Annotated in this window: 17 protein-coding genes and 1 pseudogene; 8 read left to right on the plus strand and 10 right to left on the minus strand. The window is 58.0% G+C overall.

What is annotated here, in order from left to right; all coding sequences use genetic code 11:
- Positions 1–42: 42 nt before the first annotated feature.
- Both AGR1_RS01060 and AGR1_RS01065 read right to left on the minus strand, forming a co-directional pair.
- A complete protein-coding gene (locus AGR1_RS01060; RefSeq protein WP_080789880.1) occupies positions 43–1272 on the minus strand; it encodes a hypothetical protein in 1230 nt (409 codons plus the stop codon).
- Positions 1273–1560: 288 nt separating this feature from the next.
- Positions 1561–2157: a DUF1134 domain-containing protein gene (locus AGR1_RS01065; protein ID WP_162520559.1), complete on the minus strand. Its 597-nt coding sequence runs from the start codon at positions 2155–2157 to the stop codon at positions 1561–1563.
- A gap of 248 nt (positions 2158–2405) precedes the next feature.
- Between AGR1_RS01065 and AGR1_RS01070 the strand changes: the two genes are divergently transcribed.
- The 4 genes from AGR1_RS01070 (at position 2406) to AGR1_RS01085 (ending at position 4652) form a co-directional block, all read left to right on the plus strand.
- The gene (locus AGR1_RS01070; RefSeq protein WP_080789881.1) at positions 2406–3053 is read left to right on the plus strand and encodes a histidine phosphotransferase family protein; all 648 of its coding nucleotides are present in this window, start codon (positions 2406–2408) and stop codon (positions 3051–3053) included.
- Positions 3054–3139: 86 nt separating this feature from the next.
- The gene (locus AGR1_RS01075; RefSeq protein WP_080789882.1) at positions 3140–3667 is read left to right on the plus strand and encodes a GNAT family protein; all 528 of its coding nucleotides are present in this window, start codon (positions 3140–3142) and stop codon (positions 3665–3667) included.
- 74 nt (positions 3668–3741) lie between these two features.
- Positions 3742–4290 carry a MarR family transcriptional regulator gene (locus tag AGR1_RS01080; protein ID WP_080792706.1) on the plus strand — a complete coding sequence of 183 codons (549 nt, stop codon included), beginning with the start codon at positions 3742–3744 and terminating at the stop codon, positions 4288–4290.
- Between the two features lie 23 nt (positions 4291–4313).
- Positions 4314–4652 carry a DUF6616 family protein gene (locus AGR1_RS01085; protein ID WP_080789883.1) on the plus strand — a complete coding sequence of 113 codons (339 nt, stop codon included), beginning with the start codon at positions 4314–4316 and terminating at the stop codon, positions 4650–4652.
- Positions 4653–4769: 117 nt separating this feature from the next.
- On the opposite strand, the gene AGR1_RS01090 is transcribed toward AGR1_RS01085, so the two are convergent.
- Together AGR1_RS01090 and AGR1_RS01095 are read right to left on the minus strand one after the other, a co-directional pair.
- Positions 4770–5285 carry a GNAT family N-acetyltransferase gene (locus AGR1_RS01090; RefSeq protein WP_149145950.1) on the minus strand — a complete coding sequence of 172 codons (516 nt, stop codon included), beginning with the start codon at positions 5283–5285 and terminating at the stop codon, positions 4770–4772.
- A gap of 154 nt (positions 5286–5439) precedes the next feature.
- Positions 5440–5541 (minus strand): annotated as a pseudogene (locus AGR1_RS01095) (DNA-binding response regulator); the annotation flags it as partial.
- Positions 5542–5822: 281 nt separating this feature from the next.
- Here AGR1_RS01095 and AGR1_RS01100 point away from each other — a divergent pair.
- Positions 5823–6671, plus strand: coding sequence for a calcium-binding protein (locus AGR1_RS01100; protein ID WP_187772011.1), 849 nt, complete (start codon positions 5823–5825; stop codon positions 6669–6671).
- 75 nt (positions 6672–6746) lie between these two features.
- Here the strand turns inward: AGR1_RS01100 and AGR1_RS01105 are convergent, their stop codons facing one another.
- Both AGR1_RS01105 and ctrA read right to left on the minus strand, forming a co-directional pair.
- Entirely contained in the window at positions 6747–7289 is a 543-nt protein-coding gene (locus tag AGR1_RS01105; protein ID WP_149145952.1) for a hypothetical protein, read from the minus strand.
- 298 nt (positions 7290–7587) lie between these two features.
- Entirely contained in the window at positions 7588–8292 is a 705-nt protein-coding gene (ctrA, locus tag AGR1_RS01110; RefSeq protein ID WP_003491823.1) for a cell cycle two-component system response regulator CtrA, read from the minus strand.
- 480 nt (positions 8293–8772) lie between these two features.
- Between ctrA and AGR1_RS01115 the strand changes: the two genes are divergently transcribed.
- Positions 8773–9123 (plus strand): flagellar export protein FliJ, encoded by a 351-nt coding sequence (locus AGR1_RS01115; RefSeq protein ID WP_003491821.1) that lies wholly within the window; start codon positions 8773–8775, stop codon positions 9121–9123.
- A 288-nt stretch (positions 9124–9411) separates the two neighbouring features.
- Positions 9412–9615 (plus strand): DUF1059 domain-containing protein, encoded by a 204-nt coding sequence (locus AGR1_RS01120; protein ID WP_080789885.1) that lies wholly within the window; start codon positions 9412–9414, stop codon positions 9613–9615.
- 241 nt (positions 9616–9856) lie between these two features.
- On the opposite strand, the gene AGR1_RS01130 is transcribed toward AGR1_RS01120, so the two are convergent.
- The 4 genes from AGR1_RS01130 to cysQ form a co-directional block, all read right to left on the minus strand.
- Entirely contained in the window at positions 9857–10138 is a 282-nt protein-coding gene (locus tag AGR1_RS01130) for a GNAT family N-acetyltransferase (RefSeq protein ID WP_080792710.1), read from the minus strand.
- Positions 10139–10363: 225 nt separating this feature from the next.
- A complete protein-coding gene (locus AGR1_RS01135) occupies positions 10364–10639 on the minus strand; it encodes a DUF1153 domain-containing protein (RefSeq protein ID WP_004430042.1) in 276 nt (91 codons plus the stop codon).
- Between the two features lie 191 nt (positions 10640–10830).
- A complete protein-coding gene (locus AGR1_RS01140; protein ID WP_149145953.1) occupies positions 10831–11871 on the minus strand; it encodes a DUF2793 domain-containing protein in 1041 nt (346 codons plus the stop codon).
- A gap of 199 nt (positions 11872–12070) precedes the next feature.
- On the minus strand, positions 12071–12859 hold the full coding sequence (cysQ, locus tag AGR1_RS01145; protein ID WP_121459673.1) for a 3'(2'),5'-bisphosphate nucleotidase CysQ: 789 nt from the start codon (positions 12857–12859) through the stop codon (positions 12071–12073).
- Positions 12860–13209: 350 nt separating this feature from the next.
- On the opposite strand from cysQ, the gene AGR1_RS01150 reads away from it, so the two are divergent.
- A complete protein-coding gene (locus AGR1_RS01150; RefSeq protein WP_077981416.1) occupies positions 13210–14112 on the plus strand; it encodes a branched-chain amino acid ABC transporter permease in 903 nt (300 codons plus the stop codon).
- Positions 14113–14114: the final 2 nt, after the last annotated feature.

Below are 14114 nucleotides of genomic sequence, written 5' to 3' on the forward strand. Positions count from 1 at the left end.
GGGGGAGATGCCCGGCAGGGCAGAGGGGGGTAAACCACACCCTCAGTGTTTCCGCTTCTCCATCACCACTTTCGCCCGCGTCGCAAGGCTCTCCCGCCCTGACGAACCGGAGGCCTTGGCCAGCAACCCCGGAATAGGCGAGGCCTCACCTTCGCGTGCTGCCGTCAGCGCGATCATCTCGGCGGCGATCCTTGCGATTTCGCGGCGGATGGGTTCGTCATTGCCGGCGCCGCGCACATTCAGCAGGCGTTCGGTGAGCGCGGCGCCCTGATTACGGATATCCTCGATTTCCTGCTCCAGGCCTTGCGGCGCCGCTGGCTCGGTCGATACCGGGGCGGTTGGTTCCTCTGCGGCCGCAGCCGGTGCCGCCTCTTCTTCGGCGGCGGGTGCGGTTTCAAGCGCGGCGGCTGGGGCAGGGGCCGTCGGTTGCGATGGGCTGACCGTTTTGTCGTCCGAGACGGCGGGGTTCGGCAGGCGGATGATCATGTCGTTGCTGCGGCCGCCGGTTGCCGCAAGTTGTTCCTTAAGCCGGGCGACTTCCTGGTTGCGCAGCGTCAGCATCGTGTCGAGATCGGCGTTTTTCGCCATGACGGTCGCGACCTGCTCCTCGAGCCGTGTGACCTTGCGGCTTTCGCGCGCAACTGCCGTCATCGCCTCCTTGTTGCGGGCGGCCACATCCTGCAATTCGCGGGTGGCGGTCTCGCCCTCCTTGCGGAAACGCGTGGCGCTCTGCTTGGCCTGTTCGGCTTCCAGATCGCGGGTGGCGGCGAGGATTTTCGAATCATCCAGCTCGCGCGTCAGATGGGTGAGGCGGGCGGTGAGATCGGACATCTGGCCGGCGCGCTCGTTGGCGGCCTGCTCCTGTTGCGCGAGGTTCGCCTGTAGGGCGCCGGCGTGTTCTTCGGCGGCATCGAGGGCCGCGCGCAGTTCACCGATTTCCAGCGTCAGCTCCTCGATTTTCAGGGAGAAACCGCGGTTCTGCTCGCCAAGGCGGTAGGCATCGCTGGAGGCGGCCTCGTTGGCGAGGCGCAGGGAGGTGTTTTTTTCCCGTTCCGTATCCAGCTCCTGGCGGATCTTGGCGTTCTCTGCGGCGTAAAGCGCACGCGCCATGTCCTTCTGGGCGCGAACTTCCTGCGGGCTGATGGGCATCGTCGCGCGTATGCGATTTTCCGTATAGGCGACGATGCGGCGGTGGATCGCGGGTGCGATCAACAGGGCCAGCAGGGTTGCGGTGAGAAAACCCAATCCGAAAAGAATGGCATATTCGATCACGCGGGACAGTCTCCGAAACTCAGATACGCGCGCATTCGGAAAGAGGGGCGCGAAAGCACGTTACGCTATTATTGCAACCGTGGGGAGGGGGCTCCCGGCAATTGCAGAGCGGCGAGGGTGCCGCGTATTTCTTCTCCCCGCCGGGGAGAAGTCCGCGGCAGCGGGATGAGGGGGCGAGGGTTGAGATATAAGGAGAGCTAGCCCCCTCATCCGGCCCTTCGGGCCACCTTCTCCCCCTCGGGGAGAAGAAACCTGCAGGCCCCTCATATCAGCAGGCCCCTCATATCATCAGAAGGGGTTCCAGGTCGGCTGCTGGGTGAGCTTCAGATAACCGACGTTGATGCCGAGACGCGCGCCGATGCCGGTGCGGATCGGGGCAAGCGTCACGTCGCTGCTCTTCAGATAGGTCATGCCGACGCCGGCGACGATGAAGGCGGAGCCGCTCACACCACCGTAACGGCGGTAAAGAGCATCGACCGAAGGCAGGTTGTAGACCAGCATCATGGCGCGGGTTCCCTGGCCGCCGTAATCGAGGCCGAGGGAGGGACCCTGCCAGAAGACGGGGTGCTGGCCGGCGTTCTTGGTGTAAAGCGTGCCTTCGCCATAGGTGAGGCCCGCGACGAAGGCGCCGGAGCCTTCCTGGCCGAGAATGTAACCGTTCGGAAGACCGTATTGCTGGAAGGCGCGCTCCACCACCTTGGCAAGGCCGCCGGTGGTTTCACCGAAGAATCCGTGGCCCGCATCAATGACTTCCTGAAAAGAATATTGATCGCTGTTCTGGGCTGCGGCCGGTGCGGCCCATATCAGGAGGCTCGCAAGGAGCGCGACAATCTTTCCCAGTCCCAGGCGTGCAATGGTGCGGGTTTTCGTAAGGCGCATCGTCATGTCCGTCCGTCTGTTTCGTTAGCGCACCAGCCCGAAATCCGAATCGGTTTTCTTGAGGACTGGCGTGCAGAAAAAATTCTACAGCATATTTCGCGCATCCTTGCGGATACACGTGGCTCCAGTGTGGCCTGTTAAGCCATTTGGCATTTTGAAACCATCCTATTAACAATCGGTTTACCAAATATGGTGTCATTATGGCTTAACAATTTCCACACCGTCCGCGCCGCCCTTGCGCAGGAGAGAATTTTATGACCAGCAAACTCAATATCACGCTGTCCGGTCCCGATCTGGCGGCTCTTCTGTGCAGCCGTGTGTGCCATGATGTGATTTCTCCTGTCGGCGCCATCAATAACGGCCTCGAACTCCTGGACGAGGGCGGCACGGATGACGATGCGCTCGATCTCATCCGCACGTCAGCCCTTAACGCATCCGTGCGGCTGAAGTTCGCCCGCCTTGCTTTCGGCGCTTCCGGTTCGGCCGGCGCTTCCATCGACACCGGCGAGGCCGAGAAAGCCGCCCAGGATTTCGCCGCCGCCGAAAAGAAGGCTGAGGTGAGCTGGAATGGCCCGCGCGCCATCGTTCCGAAAAATCGTGTCAAACTTTTGCTCAACCTCTTTCTCGTTGCTTACGGCGCCATCCCGCGCGGCGGCAATGTGGATGTGCTGCTGGAAAACCCCGACGGAGACGCCCGGTTCGAAATCACCGTCAAGGGCCGGATGATGCGGGTGCCGGCCAAGTTCGTGGAAATTTACGAGGGCAGGCTGGAAGAGGCGGTCGACGCCCATTCCGTGCAGCCCTACTACACGCTGCTTCTGGCCGAAGAGGCCAATATGGCGGTGGAATACAAGGTGCATGACGACCGCATCGTGTTTACCGCCACGACGATTACGGCGTGATCGTTTCAATGCGACAAGGATGCCATCAGGGTTGGGTGCGGCTTTAGCCTGCGCCCGGCCTTTTTCTTTTCCGAGGAGAAGGTCTCATGATCCGTGTCGAAACCGCGCGTCTTGTGCTGCGGCCTCACGCCATTGAGGACGAAGCACTTTATTGCTCCTTCTGGGGCGCGGATGTTCGTCCGATACCAGGGGTGAGCTCGATCGCGCCGCTCGATCCCGAACTCGCCTTTGCGCGGCTCCTGCGCTTCATCGGTCACTGGTCCGTCTTCGGTTTCGGCCCCTTCGTGGTTGAGGAGGCCGCCACGGGACGAATCGTCGGCGAGGTCGGTCTTGCCCATATGCGCCGTGGACATGGCGCGGATTTCGACACCGCTCCGGAGGCCATGTGGAAGATCGACAGGGATTTGACAGGCAAAGGCGCGGCCAGCGAGGCCGTGCAAGCCGCGCTCGGCTGGTTTGACGCCGCGGGCATATCGAGCCGTGTCGTCTGCATGATCGACCCGCTGAATACGCCCTCTCTCGCAATCGCCGCCCGCTTCGGCTTCCGTCCTTTCCGGGAGACGACGTTCCGGGAAAGCCCGGTGCGGCTTTTTGAAAGACTTATGGGAACATAAATCTGCGAGGGCGGGAGCCAAGGGATAAAACGGGTTGACGGATAGTAAGGTGGCATACTATATGCCGGCTTATGATGCTGGAAAAGAAATATGAAGCGCTGTTGGCGCGCACATCGCAATCGGGCGTTCCTGAAGCGGGAAAGCCCCTGACAAACGAAATCACCGCAGAGCCCGGCGGGATCAGGCTTTGTTTCGAGCTTCTGTCGCTTGCTGCGGCTATTGACCGGGATTGCGCCGCGCGGCTCTCGCCGCACCGTCTGTCGGAAGGGAAATTTCTGCTTCTTGTACTCTTGCGAGACAGGGCGGAGGGCCTTTCGCCGCATGAACTTGCCGACGCTTCCGGCGTCACGCGCGCCACCATTACCGGCCTGCTTGACGGGCTGGAGAAGGATGGGCTCGTGGCACGCCGACCCGCTTATGACGACCGCCGCAAGCTTCTGGTCTCCCTGACTGTCAGCGGCAAGAAGCTGGTGGAGACATTGTTTGTTGAACATGCCGAATGGATATCCTCGCTGCTTTCCGGTCTCGACCAAAGCGAGCGCTGTTTGTTGAGCAAGCTTCTTTTGAAGGTGCGGACAAAGACGGGCGCGGCCACTGTTCCTGCCCGCCGTCCCGACAATTAATTCCAAATATGGAGACTGATGACATGTCTTATTTTCTCGCTGAACTTTATTCGGCCAAACCAAGCTGGAAGGCCTTGAGCGGCGAGGCGCGGGCAGCGTTTTTTGCCCGGATCGGCGCGGGCATGAACGCGCTTTCTCGGGCGGGTATCGAGGTAATCACAACGGGCGCGGTCGATACCTCGCTGGGCCACGCGTCCGCCCATGAATTCTTCGCGCTGTGGCGTTGCCGCGACCGACAGGCCCTTTCTCTTCTGGTGGAGGCAATCGCTGACAGTGGATGGCATGACTATTTCGACACCGTGAATGCGGGCGGGGAGGGTGCCGGCATGTCAAACCATCTCCAGCAGCTTGCAGCGGTCTGATTCGCCGCCTGATCGAGGCGGCCGCCATGGCGGCCTCGATCGGGTTCGAGGTCTGCTAAGCGTTGCCATATGTTTCGGGACACGTCGTGACCGGGATGGTCTTGAGGTGTCTCACTTTCAAACGGCGTTGACCTGATGATGCCGATAAACGAGGTCTTCGGGATCGGAACGGGGCGCTGCCGGGTCGAGCCTGCCGCCGATTCGCTCGGCGACGGCTGCAGATTTCCGATTCTGCGGCGAGACGTAGCTGACAAGCGAAGGCAGGCTCAGGGTCTTGAAGGCCCAGTCGCGCAGCGCCGAGGCGGCTTCCGCAGCATAGCCGTATCCTTCATGGCCTTCGTAAAGCAGCCAGCCCAGTTCCTTTTCCGGAAACAGCGGACCGTGATTGATGCCGACCTGGCCGATACATTCCCCTGTTTCGCCAAGTTCGATCATCAGCGCGCCATGGCCGAAAAAGTACCAGTTGGCCTGATCGTGGCAGAACACGCCCCATGTCGAGGGTAGGTCGTAAGGCCCGCCGACACCGATGGAGCGCAATGACATCATGAAATCCCGATAGGCCGGAAAGTCTGTGATCATCAGCGGGCGCAGCGTCAGGCGTTCGGTCCTGAGGGTGGGGATAGGGTGGTTCATGTGCCATCATCCTTTTGCGGTGCGTAGCTAGGTCTTTCTCTCCCCCTCATTCCTGTGACAAGCACAGGAATTAGGGAGAATAAATCTTCAAATCACAACAAAAAACCCGCCGTTTCCAGCGGGTCTTTTAAAAACTGTCCTGTCCTCAAAGGGGTCAGGCGGTTTCGAGGAATTCCGTGGCGCCATCTGGCTCGCGCAGAACATAGCCGCGGCCCCAGACGGTTTCGATGTAGTTCGCGCCGCCGGCGGCGTTTGCGCTTCCTGAAAGTGGAAATGCGGTAGGTAAATTTGCTATCCGATTGTTATTCAAGGTGGAAATTTGTGATTTATGAAGTATATAATTTAGAATAAATTGAAACTAAAAGTAATTCAGAATAAATATTCCAATTTATATTCAACGTAGGTAAATATAATCTCTGATCTGTAATAAGTGTATTACTCGACTGAGCGATAATTCGGGGTGCGAACGCGGCACCCTGCTCCCCGCCGCGTCCGCAAGCTGACGAAGGGGTCGTCGGCGTTTGAAGGAGAATGGGCATGGCAGTTATTAAAGGCACATCCTATTCTGACAATCTTCTCGGTACCTCTGGCCCTGATCTTATCTATGGCTACGAAGGCGACGATACTCTTCTGGGTGGATCTGGAAACGACAGCATGTATGGCGGCGCTGGGGATGACACTTTCCTGTTCAATGGCTCTGCCGGGAAGGACTACTTCGACGGTGGTGACGGCGTCGACACTATAGGGATCGCTAACGTCAGCCACATATTCAATTCCGTTGAAGTGGGAATAGGTTCGCTGACGTCCGTCGAGGCTATCGTCAGCGATGGCTCAAAACCGGTGTACCTCAAAACCGAAGGTGTTCTTGATCTGACCGGTATTCAGATGGCCAATATTAACGGCTTTAGAGGTTCTGTTGGTAACGACTATATGACTGCGGAGGTTGTCTATAACACTTCCAGCGGCACAACGACTGGCATGACGATGTGGGGTTATGCCGGTAACGACGAAATCAAGGGTTCCGTTCTCAATGACATCATCGATGGCGGTGAGGGCGATGACACTTTGATTGGTTATGCTGGCGCAGACACGCTTCTTGGCGGGGACGGCGCGGATGTTCTTGCTGGCGGTGTTGGGAACGACACCCTCACAGGGGGATCAGGCGCAGATTGGTTTTGGTTCGAAACTTCCGGTGGCGTAGATACGATCACCGACTATGTTGATGGTGCTGACAAACTCATTGTTGGTTCGTCGCTCTCCAACATAAATTTGTACAATTATCAGAGTACCTCGACTTTGATCGAATTTAACGGAGGCGCCGCATATGCCATATTGCAGGGCGTTGCGGCGTCGAGCATAGATGGCACGGATTTTTTGTGGGCATAAGCCACGGGAAGCGGCCGCAATAGCGGCCGCTTCTTGAAACCGATTTAGTAAAGAGGTCTCATAGACACAACCGTGTTAGAGGGAAGCTTTGAAACTTTCGCTCAAGGATGTCCGTCCGTGGGCGATCAGCAAAGCATCCATTGCTTTGAACTGTTTCGACATTTCGGCTTGAGACGGGCCATTCGCAAGTGCGTCTGCCTTTATTGCTGCCAGATGTTCACCAAATTCGCCAGACATCATTGACTGGTAGAATTCTCCAGTCTTAAAGGCTGCAAATGATGCTTCGAGTGATTGGAATTCATTGATTTTTTCCAACCATGCTGTTTTTTCGGAATTGCTGAGTTCTTTATGGGTTTTAACCAACTCGATCATTTCGTCCCAGGAATCCGCCGATCCCAGTCCGCCAATCACGATTTTTCCGGTGGAAGGGGCCATATCGGTGGCGAATTTTGCTGCGACGGATTCTCCGCTCTTCAGGCCTTGTGACGGTTGACTGGATACGCCGTTCGCTATTTTGACAATGTCTGTTTCGGCCGCATCTGCGGGCGATGCGTTATTCGCTGGTACTGCGCGCTGCAGTATCAGCAAAGCTGTAGTATTTATGGAAGAAATCGACATCTGCGTTATTCCTCACTTGCTCCGCGACAGCATTCATCGTGTCGGGAAGTCATCCGAGGTCTTAGCATCATGCTCTGACAACGTATCTTAAGCTGATTTCCACTTTAAAGATACTGAATGTCTGTTAATAAATCATAAGTTGAATATGCGTGAGTTGTAAATTAGCTCCTGCCAGCCTTGAGCGTTTGGGGAGTTCAGGTTTTTACCATTGAGGCGGTGACATACGATCTTTGACATCACAACAAAAAACCCGCCGTTTCCAGCGGGTCTTTTAAAAACTGCCATACCCTGAAATGGATCAGGCGGTTTCGAGGAATTCCGTCGCGCCATCTGGCTCGCGCAGAACATAGCCGCGGCCCCAGACGGTTTCGATGTAGTTCGCGCCGCCGGCGGCGTTTGCGAGCTTCTTGCGCAGCTTGCAGATGAAGACGTCGATGATCTTCAGTTCCGGCTCGTCCATGCCGCCATAGAGGTGGTTCAGGAACATTTCCTTGGTCAGCGTTGTGCCCTTGCGCAGCGAAAGCAGCTCAAGCATCTGATATTCCTTGCCGGTCAGGTGCACGCGCTGGCCACCCACTTCAACCGTCTTGGCATCGAGATTGACGATGAGTTCGCCGGTGGAGATGACCGATTGCGCATGGCCCTTGGAACGACGGACAATGGCGTGAATGCGGGCAACAAGCTCATCCTTGTGGAACGGCTTTGTCATGTAGTCGTCTGCGCCGAAGCCGAGACCGCGAACCTTGTCCTCAATGCCGGCCATGCCGGACAGGATGAGGATCGGCGTCTTGACCTTGGAGAGCCGAAGCGTTCTCAGTACCTCGTAACCCGACATGTCGGGCAGGTTGAGGTCGAGAAGAATAATGTCGTAATCATAGAGCTTGCCGAGGTCCACGCCTTCCTCACCGAGGTCGGTCGTGTAAACGTTAAAGCTCTCCGACTTGAGCATCAGTTCAATGCTCTGCGCTGTCGCGCTGTCGTCTTCAATAAGTAGAACCCGCATAATTATCCCCTTTGCCGCCCGCGAACCGGTAAATCATTGCCTCGCGCGATGCGGATCCAGACGTTGCCTGATTTGCAGGCTGCCACCAAATGGTTAACAAATTCTAATTGCCTTTGGCAAGGTGTATCGAATTTATTAAGCAAAGTAGGCATTTCGCTGTTTTTGCACGTGAATCCACCATCGCCAAAATTGAAGCTTAACGTGAGGAAATCCCGTTAAGTGATTCAATCGACTCTTACATCGTCGGGTCCATTTTTTTGGACCTGGCATTTACCGACCCTTAAATGATCGTGTTTATCATTAACGATGCCCGTAAACGAAAGGTTAACGGCGGCGGTTTTTTATTAACGCCGGGTAACTTTTGGGAATCATTCCGGGACAGGGGGCAACCCTTACGGAAAAACGGGCGGGTTAAACGGGCCGATCAGGGTGGCATAGTGCCTTTTTGATCCGGGTCTCGCTATCCATGGAGTATTGCGTATGAAGTCGCGTGACAGCCTGGTTCGCCTGAAGGAATTTCAGGTCAATGAAAAACGCCGGCAGCTTAACCAGCTGCAGCAGATGATGTCCGAGTTCGAGCGGATGGCAAAGGAACTGGTGCATCAGATATCTCTGGAAGAAAGCAAGTCGGGCATTACCGATCCGACGCATTTCGCCTATCCGACCTTCGCCAAGGCCGCGCGCCAGCGGGCGGATAATCTTCAGGTCTCGATCCGTGAGCTGAAGGCCCAGCAGGAAGCCGCTGAAGCTTCGCTGGAAGAGGTGCAGGCCGAATATGAAAAGGCCGCTGCCCTCGAAAACCGCGACGGAGCCATCCGCGCCCGCGCCTGACATGTGGCGCAAAAGCTGACGAATGATCGTCCTCATTGACGGCTGCCGGTGGATCAGGAGGCGGCTTTCAATGACGGGACGCCCATGCATTTTTTTTAAAAGGCCGCTCCTCAAGGGCGGCCTTTTGTTTTGGGGTGGTGTCCGGGTCTTCCGGCGGGACGGCGTTTCCCTGATTCTTATTGTCCGGGGTTGGGAAAGGGCGTATTTTAAGCGGGTTCCGACCATGAGCCGGAGGGCTTTACGTGCGCGCCTCAAGCGGGCGCGGACGGCTATGGCAGGGAGGGAAAAATGGCCCGCCAATATATTGATTGCCGCGAATTCCCCAGTGACAGCAAATGCACGATCGCCATCTCCGCCGATTCTCCGGAGGAGTTGATGGAGGCAGCGGTGCACCATGCCGTGACGGTGCACGGGGCCAAGGATACGCCCGAATTTCGCGACGAAATCCGCCACAGCATGCATGCAGGGACGCCGCCGCTGAAGGTGGCGTGACGGGCGAGAGAGTTTATGAATGACGCGATATTTGGAACGGTTGTGAGAGATCGGGCGTAAGCTACTTGTTTCTTCTCCCCGCCGGGGAGAAGGTCGCGGCAGCGGGATGAGGGGGCGAGCTCTCGGTCAATCGCTACCGTAGCCCCCTCATCCGACCCTTCGGGCCACCTTCTCCCCCTCGGGGAGAAGAAATATGCCGCGACGTTTGCGAATATTCTGCTCTTTTACAGAATTAAGCGTCTTACCCCTGGATGACATCCGCCCATTCGGCATGGCGCAACGTCTGGGCCTTGAAGAAGGGGCAGAGCGGAATGATCTTCCAGCCGCCCTTGCGGGCTTCATCGATCGCATGGGCGGCAAGCGTCTGGCCCACGCCTTTGCCGCGTAGCGCATCGGGCACGCCGGTATGGTCGATAATGATGAGGGAAGGGGAGGTGCGCGAATAGGTCATCTCCGCCTTGTGGCCGTCGATGGTCGCTGAATATTCACCGTGCGATCCGGTTTCGGTTGTCTTGATGTCCATGCTGAGCGCCTTCCGCATTGCTGTTCGTAGTCGTCACTGTAACGGCTTCAGCCTGAATTGAAACAGCACGATAGCGAACGCAGCGGACACAAACCGGCGACAATCACCGGCTCTGTGGGGCAGTTCTCAGATGGAAATCCGAAATCAGACCGAAAGCCCCGTCGATGATCCGGCGGGGCGTTCTCTACACTCGGTCTGGGCGCGTTTTCGCGCCGGCGCACTGTTTTAGTGGCGATATTGCTGAATGCGCGTGGTGCGCAGGCCGGCGAGGCCATGATCGGAGATCGAGGACTGCCAGGACAGGAATTCTTCAACGGTGAGCGTATAACGCTCGCAGGCTTCCTCGAGGCTCAGCAGTCCTCCGCGTACGGCGGCAACCACCTCCGCCTTTCTGCGAATGACCCAGCGACGGGTATTGGCAGGCGGAAGATCCGCAATCGTCAGAGGGCTGCCATCGGGGCCGATGACATATTTAACTCGTGGGCGTATCATTTCGGTCATTGGACACTCTATACAAACTCAAGACCATATGACGGGAACTCTAGCCCGGTACCTTTAAAAATTGACTAAGCAGCTCGTGACAATTTATTAAGAATTTGAACGGTTTCGCCTGATTTGTTCGAGTCGCCTTATTTTGCCGGGAAAAAATTTTTCCAAAAATCGCAATTTTTCTCTCTCATCGGTTGTTTCCGTCAAAGTGCCGCAAGCGAAAGGCACGTTTTCCCATTGCCCTGGGTAAATTCCGCCGTTCCCTCGTGCTGCAGCCGCAGGCGGTCGCCGGCATCGAGCGAAAGGATGGAGGTTGCCGATTGCGATGTGCCTGACGTCGATGCATTGCCGGCGATATCGAAGCTGGCCGCCGCGCCATTGATGAAAAGCGTCACCCGGTGGCCGGAGGAAGAAACCACGGCGAGCGTCAGCGCCGCCAGATAAAGGCCCTTTGCCGGAACCACGAGTTCACGTCCGCCGCCGCTCACCGCATCACCGAGCGCAAAGCCGCCCTCGGCGATGGAGAGCACGGAAAAACCTGCCGCCGAGCCATTGGCGGGTTTCGTCGTGCCCGCCGGCAGCCCGGCGACGGCGAGTGCGCGGTTCGGCATCGAGACCCGGCCATCGCCGCTGCACAAAAGCGCCGTGTGCCAGGAGGCGCCATCCTTGCTGGTCTTGATCGAAAACCCGTCATGGCCGGCAAGGCCCATTTCCGCCCGGCCGCTCCAGCCGGACTGGAACAGCAGTGAGGCGGTATCGGCCTTGCCCGCCTTGTTGATCGTCATGCGGTGGCTGCCACCTTCTTCGGCATGGGTGAAGAGGCTGGCGGGGGAGGCAAGCGCCAGCCGGTTGGCGGCATCGGCATCGGCGCCAATGCCCAGCCTTTGCAGCCGGCCGGCGGCCGGCAGCGGCATGTCGCGCCAGCTGCCGTCGTTAAGGATGCGATATTGGCTCTCGGCCGCAAACCACGCCGTCCAGCCAGGCTGCGGGTTGACAGAGAGCCAGGCGCCATCCTGGCGGAAGGCGAGCCTGCCGCCCTTGCCGGCCCAGTCGCCCGCGGCATCGGCGGAGAGGAGGAAACAATCCCCTTCCGCGGCGTTATCGGGCGGTGTCGCGACGATGGCCTTTATGACCAGTTGCACGATCGCATCCAGCCTTTGCAGGGCTTCGTTATGGGTGACGTGTTTCTGGGCCTGCGAAGGCAGGATATAGGGAAGCCGAAGTCTCGCCGTCTGTTCCGTCATGATGTGCCTTCCGCGCTGTGGTGTTTCGTTGCGGGGCATTGTGGGGTGATGGCGTGGGGTGGGGATGAGCGGGGATGGGATTATTTTTTTGGGGGTGGTGATGGGGGATGCCCGGCAGGGCAGAGGGGGGTAAGCCACACACGCCGAAGCAAAGATCGGTCCGCACGTCACAATAACCGCAGGAAACCTCGACCGCCCGTTACCCCGCGTGTTCCACCGCCATCGCCCCTTCGGCAATGAAATCCGGATTGGCCAGCGCATCCTCGCCGTCACCCCGCACCGCATAGGCAAGCGGCTTACCCTCGCAATCGAGCGTCCTGCCGCCTGCGGCGCGCAGCACGGCGTCGCCGGCGGCCGTGTCCCACATCATGGTGCGGCTGAAGCGGGGATAGATATCGGCGGCGCCCTCCGCCAGCATGCAGAATTTCAGTGAGGAGCCGACGGAGATACAGTCCTTCAGCCCGTGTTCGGCCACGAAGGCTTCCGTTTTTGCCGTACAGTGGGAGCGGCTGATCAGCGCCACGGGGGAAGCGCCGCGCTGGCGCGCGCGGATGGGGCGGCGCGAAAGGATGACGCCTTCAACGGAAATAGCGAGCTTTTCGGCAGCATTGTCCTCGCCCGTCCATGCCTGCCCGCGGCAGGGGGCGTAGACCACGCCGACCACGGGTACGCCGTTGCGGATGAGCGCGATGTTGACGGTGAAATCGTCCTTGCCGGAAATGAATTCCTTGGTGCCGTCCAGCGGATCGACGAGGAAGAACTCCGCACCGGTTTCCGGCAGGATGCCGCTCGACACCGCTTCTTCGGCAACCACGGGGATATCGGGAAAATGGGCGGCCAGCGCCGCAAGGATGATCGCCTCGGCCCGCTGATCGGCCTCGGTCACCGGCGAGCTGTCGTCCTTGTACGACACATGCGGGCCGGCACGGTGGACCGCCATGATGGCCTGCCCGGCGTCCAGCGCCGCTTTCGTCAATATGTCGATCATCTCTTTGCCACAGCCAGCCGGCGACGGGGCCATCCCGTCATGGGGTTCTGTCATTACGTTCTTGGCTACTCTTTTGCCCGTCAGCCGTCAAATAACGACATCGAACATTGCTAAAATAAGTATTCGACCGTCATTTTTTCAGCACTTCCTGCCAAAATCATGGCTCTTTTGACCGGGAAAGCGGCAGTCCATGTGGAAATTCCAAATTTTGTGCAGGATCGCCCGTTTTTGACTTCACATTTTTAACGAACACGATATGCATTTTGAGGGTGGGGGTCTGCCTGAAAGGTTTCCCCTATAATTAACATAACGAGGCGTGGCCCATTTGAGGCCATACCCGGGGGAAAGACATGGAGTATTTTATCCAGCAGCTCATAAACGGGCTGACTCTTGGATCGATCTATGGCCTCATCGCTATCGGCTATACGATGGTTTACGGCATCATCGGCATGATCAACTTCGCCCATGGTGATATTTTCATGCTTGGCGGCTTCGCCGCGCTGATCGTTTTCCTGATCGTGACATCCTTTGTCGCCGGCATTCCGGTGGCGCTTCTTCTGCTTTTGATGATGGTCGTCGCCATGTTGATGACCGGCTTGTGGAACTGGGTGATCGAGCGCGTCGCCTACCGCCCGCTCAGAGGGTCGTTCCGTCTCGCGCCGCTGATCACGGCCATCGGTATGTCGATCGTACTGTCCAACTTCATTCAGGTGACGCAGGGTCCGCGCAACAAGCCGATCCCGTCGCTGGTGACGGAGAGCTATCATTTCGGCGACATCACCGTGTCGCTTAAGCAGCTCATCATCATGGTCGTTACCTCGGTGCTGCTCTTCGCCTTCTGGTATATCGTCAACAAGACCCCGCTTGGACGGGCGCAGCGCGCCACGGAACAGGACCGCAAGATGGCCGCGCTGCTTGGCGTCGATGTCGACAAGACGATTTCGATCACCTTTATCATGGGCGCGGCGCTCGCCGCTGTCGCGGGCACCATGTATCTGATGTATTACGGCGTTGCGTCTTTCAGCGACGGCTTCATCCCCGGCGTCAAGGCGTTTACCGCAGCCGTTCTCGGCGGCATCGGCTCTCTGCCGGGCGCCGTGCTCGGCGGTCTGCTGATAGGCCTCATCGAATCGCTGTGGTCGGCCTATTTCTCCATCGCCTACAAGGATGTCGCGGCGTTCGGCATCCTGGCTTTCGTACTGATCTTCAAGCCGACCGGCATTCTCGGTCGTCCGGAAGTCGAGAAGGTGTGATC

The sequence above is a fragment of the Agrobacterium sp. B1(2019) genome, assembly GCF_008274755.1.
In the GTDB taxonomy this organism is placed as follows: Bacteria; Pseudomonadota; Alphaproteobacteria; order Rhizobiales; family Rhizobiaceae; genus Agrobacterium; species Agrobacterium salinitolerans.